Here is a 17,250-nt window from a genome sequence, read left to right on the forward strand (position 1 = left end):
CGGTTTATCCGCGGACTGGAATAACAATGGCGAAGATCAAAATTAACGGAAAAGAGATCGAAGTACCGGATCACTATACGCTTCTTCAGGCTGCCGAGGCAGCGGGAGCCGAGGTTCCGCGTTTCTGCTTCCATGAGCGGTTATCGATCGCTGGTAACTGCCGCATGTGCCTTGTTGAAGTGAAGGGTGGTCCCCCCAAGCCGACAGCATCATGTGCAATGGGCGTGCGCGATTTGCGTCCTGGTCCCAATGGTGAGCCGCCGGAGATGTTTACCAACACTCCGATGGTCAAAAAGGCACGTGAAGGTGTGATGGAATTCCTCCTCATCAATCACCCGCTTGACTGTCCGATTTGTGATCAGGGGGGTGAATGCGACCTTCAGGATCAAGCAATGGCTTATGGTCACGATTTCTCGCGTTATACAGAAGACAAGCGTGCTGTTGAAAACAAGTATATCGGGCCATTGGTAAAGACGGTGATGAACCGTTGTATCCATTGTACAAGATGTGTGCGTTTTACAACGGAAGTAGCCGGAATATCGGAGCTTGGATTGATTGGACGTGGTGAAGACGCAGAGATTACCACTTATCTTCAGCAAGCCATGACATCTGAATTGCAAGGCAATGTCATTGACCTTTGCCCCGTTGGAGCTTTGACGTCGAAGCCTTATGCTTTCCACGCTCGTCCGTGGGAACTTACAAAGACTGAAACGATCGATGTGATGGATGCGTTGGGGAGTGCCATTCGCGTTGATACACGCGGGCGGGAAGTTATGCGTATCATGCCACGTGTCAACGACGATATTAACGAAGAATGGATTTCTGATAAAACGCGTTTTATCTGGGATGGTTTGCGCACCCAAAGACTTGATCGGCCATATGTCCGGAAAGAAGGCAAATTGGTCGAAGCAAGCTGGGCAGAAGCATTCAGAGCTATCAAATCGGCCGTAGAATTTGCTTCGGCTGACAAGATCGGTGCTGTTGCCGGTGATTTTGCTACTGTAGAAGAGATGTATGCACTAAAAATGTTGCTGAAATCTCTTGGTTCTACCGCGGTGGATTGTCGGCAGGACGGGAGCTTCCCTTCGGCTGAAAACGGGCGTTCGTCCTATATGTTCAATCCTAAGATCATCGGAATTGAAGAAGCCGATGCGCTCTTGATTATCGGCTCCAATCCACGCTTTGAAGCGGCGGTAATGAACGCAAGAATTCGCAAACGCGAACGTCAGGGGAATTTCCCGATCGGCGTTATCGGAGATAAATTGGAACTACGTTATCCTTATACTTATCTCGGTGCAGGTGCCGATACTCTTGCACAAGTGGTCAACGGTAAAAACGAATTTTTTGAAGTTTTGAAAAAAGCGGAAAAACCGTTGATTATCGTGGGGCAGGCCGCTTTGGTTGGAGAAACTGGCGAAGCCGTGTTGAAGTCGGTTGCCAAGCTTTGTGTTGAAGTCGGCGCACTCTCGGAGACATGGAACGGTTTGGGCGTTCTCCAAACAGCAGCGTCACGTGTAGGCGGGTTGGATATCGGTTTTTCTTCGCAGCTTGGTGCAGAAAACATTGTTCAAAACTCTGATGTATTGTTCCTTCTTGGAGCTGACGAAATCGATCTTGGTAAAAAAAGAGGATTTACCGTCTACATTGGTAGCCATGGAGACAATGGCGCACTCAATGCGGATGTCATTTTGCCAGCATCGGCCTATACCGAAAAATCCGGTATTTATGTCAATACAGAGGGGCGCGTTCAAATGACTGCACGTGCAGCCTTTGCACCGGGAGAAGCCAAAGAAGATTGGGCGATTATAAGGGCCCTGTCGGAAGTTTTGGGGCATAAGTTGCCGTTTGATACATTGGCAGAATTGCGCCGTAACTTGTTCGAAAATTTCCCGCATATGGCCAATATAAACGCAGTTAAAACCGGGGATATCAAAGACATTGAAAAGCTCGGTTCGCAGACTGCCAAACTTGGCAAGCAAACCTTTTCTTCTTTGATAAAAGACTTCTATTTGACAAACCCGATTGCCCGTGCGTCGGCTGTAATGGCTGAATGTTCAGCCCTTGCAAAAGCCCGACTGACAGAAGCGGCAGAATGAAGGTAGAGAGGAAAAATAAAGACGATGGGTGATTTCTTTATGACCTGGCTGCTTCCCCTGCTGATTATCGTCGGCAAAGCGGTACTGCTTTTGGTAGTTTTGTTGATTATTATCGCATATCTGCTTTATGCCGATAGAAAGATTTGGGCCGCCGTTCAATTGCGGCGTGGGCCAAATGTTGTAGGGCCTTGGGGCTTGTTCCAATCTTTTGCGGATTTGATCAAATTCGTTGTTAAAGAACCGATCATTCCGGCAGGAGCAAATAAGGGCGTGTTTTTGCTCGCGCCGTTTATTTCTTCTACATTGGCGTTATCGGCATGGGCTGTTGTGCCCGTGAGTGAAGGTTGGGCAGTTGCAAGCATCAATATCGGACTACTTTATATTCTCGCTATATCTTCACTTGAAGTTTATGGCGTGATCATGGGGGGATGGGCTTCCAACTCGAAATATCCTTTCTTGGGTGCTCTACGTTCTACCGCCCAAATGGTCTCTTATGAAGTTTCGATAGGTTTCGTTCTGGTAACTGTTATTCTGGTGAGCGGTTCGCTTGACCTGACAACAATTGTTAATGGACAGAAAGCGGGGCTGGGTACAAATATCGGACTGCCATTCAATACGTTCCTTGATTGGAATTGGTTGGCGCTATTTCCGATGTTTATCATCTTCTTTATTTCTGCCTTAGCCGAAACAAATCGTCCACCGTTCGATTTGGTAGAAGCGGAATCCGAGCTTGTTGCCGGCCATATGATTGAATATTCTTCAACGCCTTACATGTTGTTTTTCCTTGGGGAATATGTCGCAATCGTCCTTATGTGCGCGCTGACAACCATTCTTTTCATGGGTGGATGGCTACCGCCTCTCGATGTCTGGTGGCTTAACTGGGTGCCCGGGATTATCTGGTTTGTGCTCAAAGTATGCTTTGTTTTCTTCTGGTTTGCCATGGTGAAAGCATTCGTTCCTCGCTACCGCTATGACCAGCTAATGAGATTGGGTTGGAAGGTATTCCTGCCTATTTCACTCGCAATGGTTGTTATTACGGCAGCTTATTTGAAACTTGTAAGTTGAAGGTGAAGAATATGTCTGGTCTTTTTAGAGCTGCCAAGTCACTTCTTCTGTTAGAGTTCTGGAGTGCGTTTTGGCTGTCGATGCGCCAGTTTGTCGCTCCAAAACCGACGATCAACTATCCTTATGAGAAGGGAGTTGTCTCTCCCCGCTTTCGTGGTGAACACGCATTGCGCCGTTATCCGAATGGCGAGGAACGTTGTATAGCATGTAAACTATGCGAGGCTATTTGTCCGGCACAAGCTATTACCATCGAAGCAGGACCTCGTCGTAATGACGGCACCCGTCGGACGGTTCGTTACGACATTGATATGGTTAAATGTATTTATTGTGGCTTTTGTCAGGAAGCCTGTCCGGTTGAAGCAATTGTTGAAGGTCCGAACTTCGAGTTTGCTACCGAAACACGGGAGGAACTTTATTATGACAAAGAAAAACTGCTTTCGAACGGAGACCGTTGGGAACGTGAAATAGCACGAAATATTGCTATGGATGCACCTTATCGGTGAGTTTAGAGAAATCGTGTGGTCGCGTTTATTGACGCGGCAGAAGATAAATCGGCGTAATTTTTTGCGTCATCGTTTGGTTTAACTTAGGGGAAACCAATGTTAACAGGTATAGCAGCGGCATTCTTTTATTTGTTCGCTTTCATTATGCTGGCTAGCGCAGTTATGGTTGTTGCCGCGCGTAATCCGGTGCATTCGGTGTTGTTTCTTATTCTTGCGTTCTTTAACGCGGCAGCATTGTTCATTTTAACCGGAGCAGAATTTCTGGGCCTCATCTTATTGGTTGTTTATGTCGGCGCGGTCGCTGTGTTGTTCTTGTTCGTCGTGATGATGCTTGATGTCGATTTCGCCGAATTGAAAAGTGGCGCGTTGAAATATGCTCCCATCGGCGCTCTTGTCGGAATAATTATAGCTGTAGAACTTATTGTCGTTTTTGGAAGTTCGTATTTCTCTCCAACATTGGCAGAACATGTTACCGAGCCAATGCCAAGTCTGGCACAGCGTACAAATACACAGGCATTGGGTGACATTCTCTACACTGATTATGTTTTCTACTTCCAGCTCGCCGGCTTGGTATTGCTGGTGGCGATGATTGGGGCGATCGTTTTGACATTGCAACATCGTGCAGGCGTAAAAAGGCAATCAATCTCGAAACAGGTTGCCAGAATGCCTGAAGACACGATGGAAATTAAAAAAGTTGAATCTGGTAAGGGTATTTAACGGGAAGAATAATATGCACATTGAAATTGCTCACTATCTGACCGTTTCTGCATTGTTGTTCACAATTGGTGTCTTTGGCATTTTTCTGAACAGAAAAAACGTCATTATTATACTGATGTCGATTGAGCTCATATTGCTTTCAGTCAATTTAAATTTTGTGGCCTTTTCTTCGGTCTTGCACGATCTCGTAGGGCAAGTATTCGCGCTCTTTGTGTTGACCGTTGCTGCAGCAGAAGCTGCAATCGGCTTGGCTATTCTGGTTGTGTTCTATCGTAATCGCGGTTCGATTGCGGTCGAAGATGTTAACGTGATGAAAGGCTGACGCGTTATGTTTTACGCTATTGTCTTCCTACCTATTTTAGGCTTTTTTATTGCCGGATTGGGTGGAAAAACGCTGGGAGCCCGCGCCGCCGAACTGGTGACCTGTACCTTTATGGTAATTGTCGCTGTTCTTTCATGGATAGCATTTTTCGATATTGCTATTGGAAGCGGGCAAACTGTTGATGTTCCAATATTCCATTGGATTAGAGTGGGAGGCTTGCAATTTGATTGGGCTTTGCACATCGATGCTCTAACGGCGGTGATGCTGATCGTTGTCAACACAGTTTCTGCATTGGTTCATATTTATTCTATCGGCTATATGCATAACGATCCGTCGCGACCAAGATTCTTTGCTTACCTGTCGTTTTTTACATTCATGATGTTGATGCTGGTCACATCGAACAATCTGGTTCAACTCTTCTTCGGATGGGAAGGTGTCGGTCTGGCATCATATCTGTTGATCGGTTTTTGGTATCAACGTCCTTCGGCATGTGCTGCGGCAATCAAAGCGTTCGTCGTAAACCGGGTAGGGGACTTCGGATTCCTGATAGGTGTATTCAGCGTTTTCGTTCTGTTCAAATCGGTCAGTTTCAATACGATTTTTTCACGAGCCGCTGATCCGAGTTTCGTTGAACAAATGACTTTCCTCAGCTGGCAAGTTGATGGCAACAAAGCAATAACAGTTGCATGTCTATTTCTCTTTGTCGGTGCAATGGCCAAGTCGGCACAATTCTTCCTGCATACATGGTTGCCTGATGCTATGGAGGGGCCAACACCGGTTTCGGCGCTTATTCACGCCGCTACGATGGTTACCGCCGGCATATTCATGGTTACGCGTATGTCGCCGATTTTCGAGCTTGCTCCGACCGCTCAGACAGTTATTGTGATTATCGGCGCGACAACCGCATTTTTTGCCGCCACTGTCGGTTTGGTACAAAACGATATCAAGCGTGTCATTGCTTATTCTACCTGTTCTCAATTGGGTTATATGTTTGTGGCACTTGGTGTCGGTGCTTACAGTGCTGGTGTCTTCCATTTGTTCACTCACGCATTTTTCAAAGCATTGCTCTTTCTCGGTGCAGGTTCGGTCATTCACGCAGTTTCTGACGAACAAGATATGCGGAAAATGGGTGGTTTGCGTAAGTTTATTCCGACTACCTATTGGATGATGATTATCGGAACGCTCGCTTTGACCGGTGTCGGTATCCCAGGAACGGTCTTCGGTACAGCCGGCTTCTTCTCAAAAGATGGTATTATTGAATCGGCATTTGCTTCTCATAATGTCGCTAGCGGCTATGCATTCTGGTTGCTTGTTATCGCTGCGTTGTTTACGAGCTTCTATTCGTGGCGTCTGATTTTCCTGACATTCCACGGCAAGCCACGTGCAACAGCAGACATTATGCACCATGTGCATGAATCGGGATCGGTGATGATCGTGCCGTTGATTGTTTTGGCGATCGGTGCAGTTTTTGCCGGTGTTATTTTCCAGCCATATTTTTCCGGCGAGTTATACGATGCTTTTTGGAAAGGCGCGATATTTACCGGTGCTGAAAATCATATCCTTCATGACGCTCATGGCGTTCCGGTATGGGTGAAATGGTCGCCATTCGTAGTAATGGTTGTCGGGTTTGTATTGGCATATCTCTTTTACATTGTTGGAACTGCCATTCCAAAGGCATTGGCCAATGCATTTCCCTTCCTTTACCGTTTTCTACTCAACAAATGGTATTTTGATGAACTTTATAACGTAGTGTTTGTCCGCTCGGCTTTTGTAATTGGTCGCTTCTTCTGGAAGGTGGGAGACGGAAAGATTATTGATGGCCTTGGCCCGAATGGCGTTGCGGCCCGCGTTGTAGACATAACCAATAAGGTGGTTCGTATGCAGACTGGGTATCTGTATCATTACGCATTCGCGATGCTGATCGGTATCGCTGCGCTCATCACCTGGATGATGATCGGGAGCTTAAACTGATGACCGACTGGCCTATTCTTTCTACGGTCACATTTTTGCCGCTTGTTGGCGTTGTTCTGATCCTTTTGATCAAGGACGATGGTGAAACAGCAAAACGCAATATTCGTAATGTGGCACTTTTTACGACTTTGTTCGTATTTGTATTGTCCCTCATCATCTGGGCTGGATTTGATAACAATAACTCCGGATTCCAGATGGAAGAGCGGATCGGTTGGCTTGGTGGTGGCATAAACTACCATATGGGCGTTGACGGAATTTCGGTTTTGTTCGTTGTCCTTTCCGGTTTTCTTATGCCGCTTTGCGTTCTGGCAAGCTGGGAAACAGTTAAAGACCGTTTAAAAGCTTATATGATTGCATTTCTTCTTCTTGAAGTTGCGGTTATTGGCGTTTTCTGCGCTCTTGATGCTGTCTTGTTCTACGTATTCTTCGAGGGAAGCCTGATACCGATGTTCATTATCATCGGTGTCTGGGGCGGTCCGCGGCGCGTCTATGCAAGCTTGAAGTTCTTCTTGTATACATTTTTGGGATCGGTGCTCATGCTGGTCGCCATTATGGTGATGTTCTGGCAAGCTGGTACACTCGATATTCCGACGCTTCTGCACTATAAATTTCCAGCTCATATGCAATTCTGGTTATGGTTCGCATTCTTTGCATCTTTCGCTGTAAAAATGCCAATGTGGCCGGTTCACACATGGTTGCCGGATGCCCACGTTGAAGCTCCTACAGCCGGATCGGTAATTTTGGCCGGTATCCTGTTGAAGCTGGGCGGTTACGGTTTCATACGTTTTTCATTGCCAATGTTTCCGGTTGCTTCGGCCGATCTGGCGCCCTTTGTTTTCACTTTGTCATTGATAGCTATTATTTATACTTCTCTGGTTGCACTCGTTCAGGAAGATATGAAAAAGCTGATTGCCTATTCGTCTGTCGCCCATATGGGATATGTGACAATGGGTATTTTTGCGGCCAATGAACAAGGTATTCAAGGCGCGATCTATCAGATGCTATCTCATGGTATCGTTTCCGCTGCTCTGTTCCTGTGTGTCGGTGTTATTTACGACAGGCTCCATACCAGAGAGATTGCAGCATTTGGTGGTCTTGCTAACAATATGCCGAAATATGCTGTTGCTTTCATGGTTTTCACAATGGCTAATATAGCTCTTCCCGGTACATCGGGATTCCTCGGTGAATTCCTGACCTTGATCGGCGTATTTCAGGTCAATAGCTGGGTTGCTATCATTGCTACGACCGGCGTTATTTTGTCTGCGTCTTATGCGCTTTATCTTTACCGCCGTGTTATCTTTGGAAAACTCGACAAGGAAAGTTTGAAGGCTCTTCTTGATTTGTCACCGCGGGAGAAATTCATCTTATATCCGATGATTGTTCTTACCGTATTTTTCGGTTTCTATCCGACGCCGGTTCTCAATACTACGGCTGCGGCAGTAGAAGCTCTTGTTAACCAGCTGCACTAAAGAGGCGAAGGTCCATGCATACTGATTTAATGGCTCAATTGCCGCTGATATTTCCCGAACTCCTCATTGTTATAGGAGCTTTGGTGCTGCTTTTGATCGGTGTATATTCCGGCGCACGTTCCTATGTAACGATCACCGGCTTATCCATTGCACTTTTAATCGCGACAATTTTTGTAATAATTCTGTCACCGAAAGATAGCGCATTTGCTACCAATGCTCTTATCATTGATGATTTTGCCCGGTTCATGAAAGTTCTCATGCTCGCCGGCGCAATATTTACCTTGATTATGTCGGTCGGATTTGCTCGTTCGGATAAGCTTGCCAAATTTGAATATCCAATTCTGATGCTTTTTGCCGTTCTCGGCATGATGCTCATGATTTCAGCCGGAAATATGCTCACACTTTATATGGGCTTGGAACTTCATTCCTTGGCTCTTTATGTGCTTGCTGCTTTCAATCGGGATAACGTAAAATCATCGGAAGCCGGATTGAAATATTTTGTGCTCGGCGCTTTGTCTTCAGGCATGCTTCTTTATGGAATTAGTTTGATTTATGGCTTTACCGGTCAAATCGGTTTTCATGAATTGGCATCGGTTCTTAATGGTCAGGTTCCGCAGCTCGGTATCATTTTCGGCATTGTCTTTGTCCTTGCAGGTCTTGCGTTCAAAATTTCGGTCGTTCCGTTTCATATGTGGACACCCGATGTTTATGAAGGTGCTCCGACTCCAATTACAGCATTTTTTGCGAGTGCTCCGAAAGTTGCAGCCATGGCACTTATTATTCGTGTCATTGTTGAAGCTTTTCTTCCACTATCGGGTATGCACGGCGCTCTGGCTGCTTGGCAGCAGATTCTGGTTTTCATGTCGATTGCTTCTATGGTTTTGGGGGCATTCGCCGCGATCGGCCAGACAAACATAAAACGGCTTATGGCTTATTCATCAATCAGCCATATGGGTTATGCGCTTGTTGGTCTTTCCGCCGGAACATCATTCGGCATTACCGGAGTGATCCTTTATATGACGGTTTACGTCGCAATGATTTTGGGGTCTTTTGCATTCATCCTCGGAATGCGGACACGTGATGGCAATGTAGAAAATATCTATGATCTCGCAGGATTAGCAAAAAGCAGACCATTTATGGCGTCGATAATGACAATTATGTTATTTTCTTTGGCAAGCGTTCCGCCAATGGCCGGCTTCTTTGCCAAATGGTACGCTTTTTCTGCCGCAGTTTATGCCGGATTGGTACCGCTTGTGGTTGTTGGTATGATCGCCTCGGTTATCAGTGCTTTTTATTACCTTCGTGTGATAAAAATTATGTGGTTCGATGAAGCCCAGCAATCGCTCTTTCTGCCACTCACAGGTGAGCTGAAGTTCGTATTGACCATTAGCGGCATTTTTGTTTTGTTTTATGTGTTCTTTGGCAGTTGTCTCTTTCAATTGGCAGAGAAGGCTGCTGCATCACTCTTCTGAGCGAGATGGATTTTTCACTTTCTCTTCTTGCTCAGGAACATCATTATAAGCTGGAGTCCTACGTGAGCGTGGACTCCACCAATCGCGTTGCTTTGGCACAAGCTCATGAAGGCAAGGATCGACTTTGGGTCGTTGCCGAAGAACAAACTTCGGGAAGGGCCCGACGCGGGCGCCAATGGAATAGCCCGAAAGGTGATCTTTATTCGAGCCTTCTTTTAACCCGGAATATCAATCCCATGAATGCTGCGCAGTTGGGTTTTGTTGCCGGTGTTTCTCTTGCCGATGCAGTAACAGCTTTTTTGAGAAAAAATGGAATTACCGAGGATGTTATTCGCCTTAAATGGCCAAACGACATGCTGTTAAAGGGCGCAAAAGCTTCCGGAATATTGCTTGAACTGGAGCGGATGAGCGAAAACAGTTATGCATTGGTGATTGGCATCGGTGTTAATATTATTCACCCGTTTCGAGACGCTCCTTATCCGACTGAAGCACTCATAAACATGGGAATAGCCGTTGATAGTGCAACAATTTTCAAGTTACTTAGTGAATATTGGGCGTTGAATTATGATTTGTTTCTTTCTCCCGAAGGACCGGAAATCATTAGAAAAAAATGGCTCGATTATGCTGCCCATCTTGGCGAAGAGCTGACAATCACCGGTAATAATCAAACGATCTCGGGAATCTTTTCAGGCCTCGACGACAAATTCAATTGCATTATTACCAATGATCGAGGTGATGAAATAACGGTTTCCGCGGGCGACGTACATTTCGGTAACGTTGCATCTTCAAGTGCAGGTCGATAAAAGAATTAAATTCAGACAATTACGGCCCTAAAAGTCGTTTATCAGGGAGTCTTTAATGGCATCAGGCAAAAATAATGAGCTGGTTTTTCTACCACTTGGAGGCGTAGGCGAAATTGGTATGAATCTCGGCGTCTATGGCTTTGGTCCGGAAGGTAACCGACAATGGTTGATGGTTGATCTTGGTGTCAGTTTTGCAGGCCCCGAATTGCCCGGTGTAGATCTTGTAATGCCGGATATAAGATTTTTGGAAAATGAAAGACCGAATATATTGGGATTGGTTGTCACACATGCCCACGAAGATCATTTCGGCGCTATACTGGATTTGTGGCCGAAGCTTAAGATACCCGTTTACTGTACTGCTTTTACTGCCGGATTGCTGGAAACAAAACGTGAATTGGATTACAGTTCTTATGATGTTCCAGTCACACTTTTTAAAGCGGGTGATCAATTCGAACTGGGGCCGTTTGCAATCGAAGCTATAGCCGTTGCACACTCCATTCCTGAACCGGTTTCGTTGGCAATCAAAACCTCACTTGGCACTGTCATTCACACTGGTGATTGGAAAATAGACAATGAACCATCTTTAGGCGCACCGACTGACGAGAAGCGGTTTAGCGAATTGGGTGATGAGGGTGTACTTGCTCTTGTCTGTGACTCGACCAATTCTATGCGGGAAGGGGTTTCGCCCACGGAGCATGACGTTTTAAAAAGTCTGACAGAAATAATCGCGAACGAGAGGGGGCGTGTTGCAATTACAACCTTTTCCTCGAATGTTGGAAGAATTATTTCGATAGCTCGTGCAGCAAAAGAAGCCGGAAGACAAGTGTTATTGGTTGGCCGGTCGATAAAACGCAGTGTTACTGTAGCGGAAGAACTAGGATATCTTGAAGGTATAGATCCATTTCTGAATGAAGAAGATTATCCCTATATTCCACGTGATAAAATTGTCATGGTTTTGACCGGAAGTCAGGGCGAACAAAGAGCAGCTCTAGCCAAATTGTCACGTGATGAAATGCGTTCACTCGCTTTGACCGCCGGCGATACTGTCATCTATTCATCGCGGAGTATACCTGGTAATGAACGGTCGATCATTGATACACAAAATCGCTTGATTGATATGGGCGTGAAAATTATCACCGATCATGATGCACTTGTTCATGTTTCAGGTCATCCGCGGCGCAATGACCTTAAAAAAATGTATGAATGGGTTAGGCCGAAAATATTGGTTCCGGTTCATGGTGAAGCGCTTCATTTGGCGGCACAAACCGTTTTAGGACGGCAGGCAGGGATCAAAACGGTGGCAGAAATCCGCAATGGTGACATGCTTAAACTTGCCCCCGAGCCGGCCGAAATCATCGACGAAGTTCCTGTCGGGCAAATTTATAAAGACGGAAATCTCATTGGCAATGAGGATGAGATGGGCATTAGCGAACGCCGCAAATTAAGCTATGTAGGGCATGTAGCTGTGTCATTTCTTCTCGACAAACATTATAATCTGGTGGAAATGCCCGAAGTCGTTACTTTCGGTTTACCCGAGACAGACGATGAGGGTGAGCTTTTTGACGATATTATTTCGAATACGATTGAAACGACGATTGACAGTATCCCGCGTGCAAGACGTAAAGACGACGAAGTCATTCATGAGGCTGTCCGTCGTTCAATCAGAGCTACAATTAATGAAAAATGGGGTAAAAAGCCGGTTTGTACCGTGTTTATACATCATTCGAAGTAAACTGATTCGTAATAATTGAAGTCAACTTTTGACGGTCATTGATTGTTTTCGTCAATGATTTGAATTGTGCAACCGTTTTATGACACTTGAATAAAATATGTGCGATATTGAAAGGTCGCTTCAATTGGCGCCAGAGAAAACAGAAAACATATTTCTTGCGAAAACTTTTTGATCGTGGATTGTTTCTATTTTCAAGCGTTAGTTTAGCCGCTATGGTTAATAAATATTGATAATTCTGCTCCGATTCGAAGAGCTTTAGTTGGATTTTAATGGTCGATGCGTCTATCTCGTTATTTTTTGCCTATATTGAAGGAAAACCCGAAAGAAGCTGAAATTGCTTCTCACCGTCTCATGTTGCGTGCCGGTATGATCCGCCAACAGGCTGCGGGAATATATGCCTGGCTACCGCTTGGCAAAAAGGTTCTTGACAAAGTTTGTGCCATTATTCGTGAGGAGCAAAACCGCGCGGGCGCCCTTGAAATTTGGATGCCAACCATACAATCGGCCGATTTATGGCGTGAAAGCGGGCGTTATGACGCTTACGGGCTGGAAATGTTGCGTATCAAGGACCGTCAGGAACGTGAGCTTCTTTATGGTCCGACCAATGAGGAAGTGATTACGGATATTTTCAGGGCTCATGTAAAGTCATACAAAAATCTTCCGTTAAATCTTTATCATATTCAATGGAAATTCCGTGACGAGATAAGGCCACGTTTTGGCGTTATGCGATCACGCGAATTTTTGATGAAAGACGGCTATTCTTTCGACATTGATTATGAAGGCGCAAAAGCCGCTTATAATCGTGTGTTTGTTTCCTATTTACGCACCTTCGCCCGCACAGGGCTTAGAGCAATTCCTATGCGCGCTGATACAGGGCCGATTGGTGGTAATTTAAGCCACGAGTTTATCATTCTGGCCGATACCGGCGAAAGTGCCGTTTATTGCGATAAGCATTTTCTGGACATGACCATTCCTCCGGCTGATGTCGATTTTTCTGACGATGCCGCTATGGCTGACATTGTCAAACAATGGACCACACCCTATGCCGCAACCGACGAAATGTATGATGAAGAGCTTTGGGCGAAAGTTCCACAATCCGACCAGATAGCGGCAAGAGGAATTGAAGTTGGTCATATCTTCCATTTCGGTACAAAATATTCGCTGCCGATGCATGCGACAGTTATGGGCCCTGACGGGCAGGAACATCCGGTGTCGATGGGATCTTATGGCATTGGCCCGTCACGTTTGGTAGCCGCAGCTATCGAAGCTTCTCATGATGAAAACGGGATCATTTGGCCACGTGCAATGTCGCCATTCGATTTTGGCATCATAAATATGAAGCCCGGCGATCAGAAGTGTGATGATTTGAGTGAAAAATTGTATCAATCACTCATTAATGCCGGTTTTGATCCACTGCTTGACGATACACAAGAACGTGCGGGTTCGAAATTTGCGACAATGGATCTTATCGGACTTCCGACACAAATTATCATTGGTCCCAAAAACGCCGCTCAAAACGAAGTCGAAATAAAAGATCGTAAAACCGGTCATAAAGAAATACTTCCATTCGATGCGGCTTTAAGGCGTCTGACGGAGGCCTGATGAGTACGAGAGCCAAGGGTGTAAGCCGGTTAAGATTTTCGTCCTATGAATGGATGATCGCATTTCGTTATATGCTTCCCAACCGGAAACAGATGTTTACATCGGTGATATCGATCATATCGCTGATTGGCATTATGCTTGGCGTTTTTGCATTAATCGTAGTGATGGCCGTTATGAACGGTTTCAGAACTGAATTGCTTGATCGCATTTTGGGTATGAACGGCCATCTCGTAATTCAGGCGATTGATAGCGATTTTACCGATTACAATACGCTCATTCCACGTATTGAAGGTGTCGACGGTGTCAAATTTGCGCTTCCTGTAATTGAAGGGCAAGCTATGGCACAAGGAGAAGCCGCAGGCGGGACCGGAGCACTGGTTCGTGGACTTCGTAAGCAAGATCTGGATAAACTCACAACCGTTACAAAAAATATCAAATCCGGTAGTCTTGACGACTTCGACAAGCAGGATGGCGTAGCGATTGGTAGCGGTATGGCTGAAAAATTAGGCCTTTCTGTGGGGAGCGATATCCGCATTGTTACTCCCGATGGGGATGTGACACCTTTTGGCGTAACCCCGCGTGTCAAAGCTTACAAAGTCGCTGCTATCTTCACCGTGGGAATGTCGGAATATGATACGATTTTCGTCTTTATGCCTTTAAAAGAAGCTCAGGCATTTTTCAATTTAGGCAATAAAGTCCAATCACTCGAGATATTTTTGAACGATCCCGATGCAGTTGACAAAATAAGTCCGGAAATCGAAAAAGCTGTCGGGCGGCAAGTTTATTCTATTGATTGGCGTTCAAGAAATCAGGCGTTTTTTTCTGCGTTACAAGTTGAACGCAACGTCATGTTTTTCATATTGTCGCTTATTGTGTTGGTAGCAGCTCTGAATATCATTTCCGGATTGATCATGTTGGTCAAGGATAAGGGGCATGATATTGCCATTTTGCGTACTATGGGTGCCAAACAAAGTGCAGTTATGCGTATATTCATTATGACCGGTATGGTAATCGGTGTGATCGGTACGGTTCTCGGGCTTTTGTTAGGTGTTCTGACATGCGAGAATATAGGACATATTCAGGATTTTATTTCATGGCTATTTAATGTCGATGTCTTCAATCCCCAACTTTACTTTCTTACCAAATTGCCGGCTCGTCTGGAATGGGGACAGACGTTGATTGTTGTCTTTATGGCGCTGTTTCTCTCTTTCCTTGCGACATTGATACCGGCCTGGCGCGCTGCCAAACTGGATCCGGTGCAAGCGTTGAGGTATGAATAATGGCCTCGTTATTACAACTCGTGAATATTGATAGACGTTATCTGGATAGTGACAAACCCCTTGTCATTCTGGATAAAGCCAATTTTTCACTCGAGCAGGGGCAGACTGTTGCATTGGTTGCACCGTCCGGTGCCGGTAAATCCACTTTGTTGCATATCGCCGGACTTCTTGAGCGGCCTAATGGCGGGGATGTCGTTTTACGTGGGCATTCCTGTTCCAATTTGTCTGATAACGATCGTACTGCAATACGTCGTAACGACATCGGTTTTGTTTATCAGTTCCATCACTTGTTGCCGGAATTTACAGCTTTGGAAAATGTGATGATACCGCAGATGATCGCCGGACTTAAGCGTTCCGAAGCGGCTGACCGGGGATTGAAATTATTGACCTACCTGCGCGTGGGGCATCGTGCCAAACACCGGCCATCGGAGCTTTCCGGTGGCGAGCAGCAACGTGTGGCTATTGCCCGAGCAGTTGCCAATGCACCGTCAGTTCTCTTGGCAGATGAACCGACAGGAAACCTCGATCCTGTTACCTCGGCATATGTTTTTCAAGCACTGGCTGCTTTGGTTCGCCAATCTGGGCTCGCTGCTCTTATTGCGACGCACAATCTGTCACTTGCAAAACAAATGGACCGGCGCATAACTCTTAAAGCCGGCAAGATTATCGAGCTTCCTTGAAGTTATCTTCATAAGCTCATAATATCTATATATTTTTTGAAACTGAAATATCGTTAAATGTTTTGGAATAAGAGATAAGCTAATATACTGACGACGACTGTCACAAAAAGGCTTCGTGTTAGCATACCCGCAATGAGCGAAAAAATTGTGCTCAAAAGAGCGACCGAAATACCGAAACTGGTCGTTTCCGGTTTTTCAAGAATTTCGGCAACGATAATAGCAGATAGCACAGCCGCCGGAACAAAATTCAGCCAATAACGAAAGAGTCTGGGAAATGGCCTGTGAGCTAATGCCATGATCGGCACAATTTTGATGAGCGCGGTAACTGCTGTTGCGACTGCAATTCCCAATCCGATATTTTCCATCATTATATTTTGTTACTCCCCGACTTGAGAAGCATAAACATGCCAATTGTTGCCGCAATGAGGGTAGCGATAATTGACGATGGATTTGCCGCAATTATGCCGTGTGAAAAGGTAACAATTGCCATTGCAACAATAATCACAACAATATCGAATTTTTTGGTCTGGCTTGCATACCATCCAAGCAATAGAAGACCGATAAACATACCGACAAGACTAAAACTCAAGCTGTCTTTTAACCAATCGGGCAGGGATGCTGCAAATATGCTTCCGACAAGTGTTGCAACAATCCAGCTTAGCCATGCTGTGATATTAAGTCCCAATAACCATGAAAACGGGAGAACATTATCGTGAGTACGTGCGTATTGTGACGCAACGCCAAAGGTTTCGTCGGTCATCAGAAAGCCGCCAACTAGCTTTTCAAGCCGATTGGCGTGAGAAAAATATTGCGCCATATAGGTGTTGATTAAAAGATAACGCATATTGATGAATAATACACCTAATGCGATTTGCACTAATCCCGCACCTGTGGACGCCATTGAATAAAACAGAAATTGCGCGGAACCCGCATAGACAAATGTACTTAAACAGGAAATCTGTAAAATCGTAAAGCCGGACACTGCGCCGATAGCGCCGCAAGCAAAACCGATTGCCCAATATCCGAGCAAGGTCGGAATGCAGGCAACGACACCCTGTTTGAAAAGACGCCAGTGGCTTTTATCCATCGTTCAAAGACTCAATTCATATTCAACGTCTTTTGAAATGACGTCTTCATATACATGTTACATATTTGGACTATTGTCAAACAACGAATTATTGAAAGCTGATCGCAAGCGTAATATAGAACAAATTCCCATATTGTGTTGAACCGGAGGATGTGATGACAGGCTCGAAAGTCGATAACAGTAAGCTCAATGCAAGGCAACGCCGGCTTGTGTTTCGTGCATGGCATCGCGGAATTCGTGAAATGGATCTGGTCTTCGGACAATATGTTGATGCCCATATTATGAAACTTGATGAAAAAGCCATGGATGAGCTTGAATATATCATGTCCTTTGAAGACAGGGATTTATTGACCTGGGTAACAGGTGAAGTGCCTGTGCCTTATGATGTCGATTCGCCGCTTTTCCGCGATATTCTCGATTACCGCACGCGCATGGATTTTAACGCTTAAGT

The 17,250-nt window shown here is 45.5% G+C and carries 16 protein-coding genes; 14 read left to right on the plus strand and 2 right to left on the minus strand.

The features are described from left to right. The first annotated feature begins 26 nt into the window (after positions 1–26). The 13 genes from nuoG (at position 27) to BBC0178_RS05760 (ending at position 15,712) form a co-directional block, all read left to right on the plus strand. Complete coding sequence (gene nuoG, locus BBC0178_RS05700; RefSeq protein WP_078039495.1) at positions 27–2,096, plus strand: NADH-quinone oxidoreductase subunit NuoG; 2,070 nt, start codon at positions 27–29, stop codon at positions 2,094–2,096. A 24-nt stretch (positions 2,097–2,120) separates the two neighbouring features. Further along, positions 2,121–3,161, plus strand: coding sequence for an NADH-quinone oxidoreductase subunit NuoH (gene nuoH / locus BBC0178_RS05705; RefSeq protein ID WP_077971457.1), 1,041 nt, complete (start codon positions 2,121–2,123; stop codon positions 3,159–3,161). A gap of 11 nt (positions 3,162–3,172) precedes the next feature. Continuing rightward, positions 3,173–3,664, plus strand: a complete 492-nt coding sequence (gene nuoI, locus BBC0178_RS05710; RefSeq protein ID WP_077971458.1) for an NADH-quinone oxidoreductase subunit NuoI — start codon at positions 3,173–3,175, stop codon at positions 3,662–3,664. Between the two features lie 96 nt (positions 3,665–3,760). Further along, positions 3,761–4,381, plus strand: coding sequence for an NADH-quinone oxidoreductase subunit J (locus BBC0178_RS05715; RefSeq protein ID WP_078039496.1), 621 nt, complete (start codon positions 3,761–3,763; stop codon positions 4,379–4,381). A 13-nt stretch (positions 4,382–4,394) separates the two neighbouring features. Beyond that, the gene (nuoK, locus tag BBC0178_RS05720) at positions 4,395–4,703 is read left to right on the plus strand and encodes an NADH-quinone oxidoreductase subunit NuoK (protein ID WP_075870696.1); all 309 of its coding nucleotides are present in this window, start codon (positions 4,395–4,397) and stop codon (positions 4,701–4,703) included. A gap of 6 nt (positions 4,704–4,709) precedes the next feature. Further along, positions 4,710–6,674, plus strand: a complete 1,965-nt coding sequence (nuoL, locus tag BBC0178_RS05725) for an NADH-quinone oxidoreductase subunit L (protein WP_078039497.1) — start codon at positions 4,710–4,712, stop codon at positions 6,672–6,674. Then, the gene (locus BBC0178_RS05730) at positions 6,674–8,143 is read left to right on the plus strand and encodes an NADH-quinone oxidoreductase subunit M (RefSeq protein ID WP_077971462.1); all 1,470 of its coding nucleotides are present in this window, start codon (positions 6,674–6,676) and stop codon (positions 8,141–8,143) included. Before nuoL ends, BBC0178_RS05730 begins: the two co-directional genes overlap by 1 nt. 14 nt (positions 8,144–8,157) lie before the next feature. After that, positions 8,158–9,615 carry an NADH-quinone oxidoreductase subunit NuoN gene (gene nuoN, locus BBC0178_RS05735; protein WP_077971464.1) on the plus strand — a complete coding sequence of 486 codons (1,458 nt, stop codon included), beginning with the start codon at positions 8,158–8,160 and terminating at the stop codon, positions 9,613–9,615. Between the two features lie 62 nt (positions 9,616–9,677). Beyond that, the gene (locus BBC0178_RS05740; RefSeq protein WP_335617871.1) at positions 9,678–10,418 is read left to right on the plus strand and encodes a biotin--[acetyl-CoA-carboxylase] ligase; all 741 of its coding nucleotides are present in this window, start codon (positions 9,678–9,680) and stop codon (positions 10,416–10,418) included. Positions 10,419–10,473: 55 nt separating this feature from the next. After that, the gene (locus tag BBC0178_RS05745) at positions 10,474–12,150 is read left to right on the plus strand and encodes a ribonuclease J (protein WP_078039499.1); all 1,677 of its coding nucleotides are present in this window, start codon (positions 10,474–10,476) and stop codon (positions 12,148–12,150) included. A gap of 276 nt (positions 12,151–12,426) precedes the next feature. Beyond that, a complete protein-coding gene (gene proS / locus BBC0178_RS05750) occupies positions 12,427–13,752 on the plus strand; it encodes a proline--tRNA ligase (RefSeq protein WP_078039500.1) in 1,326 nt (441 codons plus the stop codon). Continuing rightward, positions 13,752–15,032 (plus strand): lipoprotein-releasing ABC transporter permease subunit, encoded by a 1,281-nt coding sequence (locus BBC0178_RS05755; RefSeq protein WP_078039501.1) that lies wholly within the window; start codon positions 13,752–13,754, stop codon positions 15,030–15,032. The genes proS and BBC0178_RS05755 overlap by 1 nt, the downstream gene beginning before the upstream one ends. Then, positions 15,032–15,712: an ABC transporter ATP-binding protein gene (locus BBC0178_RS05760; protein WP_078039502.1), complete on the plus strand. Its 681-nt coding sequence runs from the start codon at positions 15,032–15,034 to the stop codon at positions 15,710–15,712. The genes BBC0178_RS05755 and BBC0178_RS05760 overlap by 1 nt, the downstream gene beginning before the upstream one ends. 53 nt (positions 15,713–15,765) lie before the next feature. Here BBC0178_RS05760 and BBC0178_RS05765 read toward each other — a convergent pair whose 3' ends face one another. Together BBC0178_RS05765 and BBC0178_RS05770 are read right to left on the minus strand one after the other, a co-directional pair. After that, entirely contained in the window at positions 15,766–16,080 is a 315-nt protein-coding gene (locus BBC0178_RS05765; RefSeq protein WP_078039503.1) for an AzlD domain-containing protein, read from the minus strand. After that, positions 16,080–16,799 (minus strand): AzlC family ABC transporter permease, encoded by a 720-nt coding sequence (locus tag BBC0178_RS05770; RefSeq protein ID WP_078039504.1) that lies wholly within the window; start codon positions 16,797–16,799, stop codon positions 16,080–16,082. Before BBC0178_RS05770 ends, BBC0178_RS05765 begins: the two co-directional genes overlap by 1 nt. A gap of 155 nt (positions 16,800–16,954) precedes the next feature. On the opposite strand from BBC0178_RS05770, the gene BBC0178_RS05775 reads away from it, so the two are divergent. After that, positions 16,955–17,248, plus strand: coding sequence for an FAD assembly factor SdhE (locus tag BBC0178_RS05775; protein ID WP_075870685.1), 294 nt, complete (start codon positions 16,955–16,957; stop codon positions 17,246–17,248). Positions 17,249–17,250 lie beyond the last annotated feature (2 nt).

The organism is Ditibartonella apihabitans, assembly GCF_002007485.1.
Lineage (GTDB): Bacteria > Pseudomonadota > Alphaproteobacteria > Rhizobiales > Rhizobiaceae > Bartonella > Bartonella apihabitans.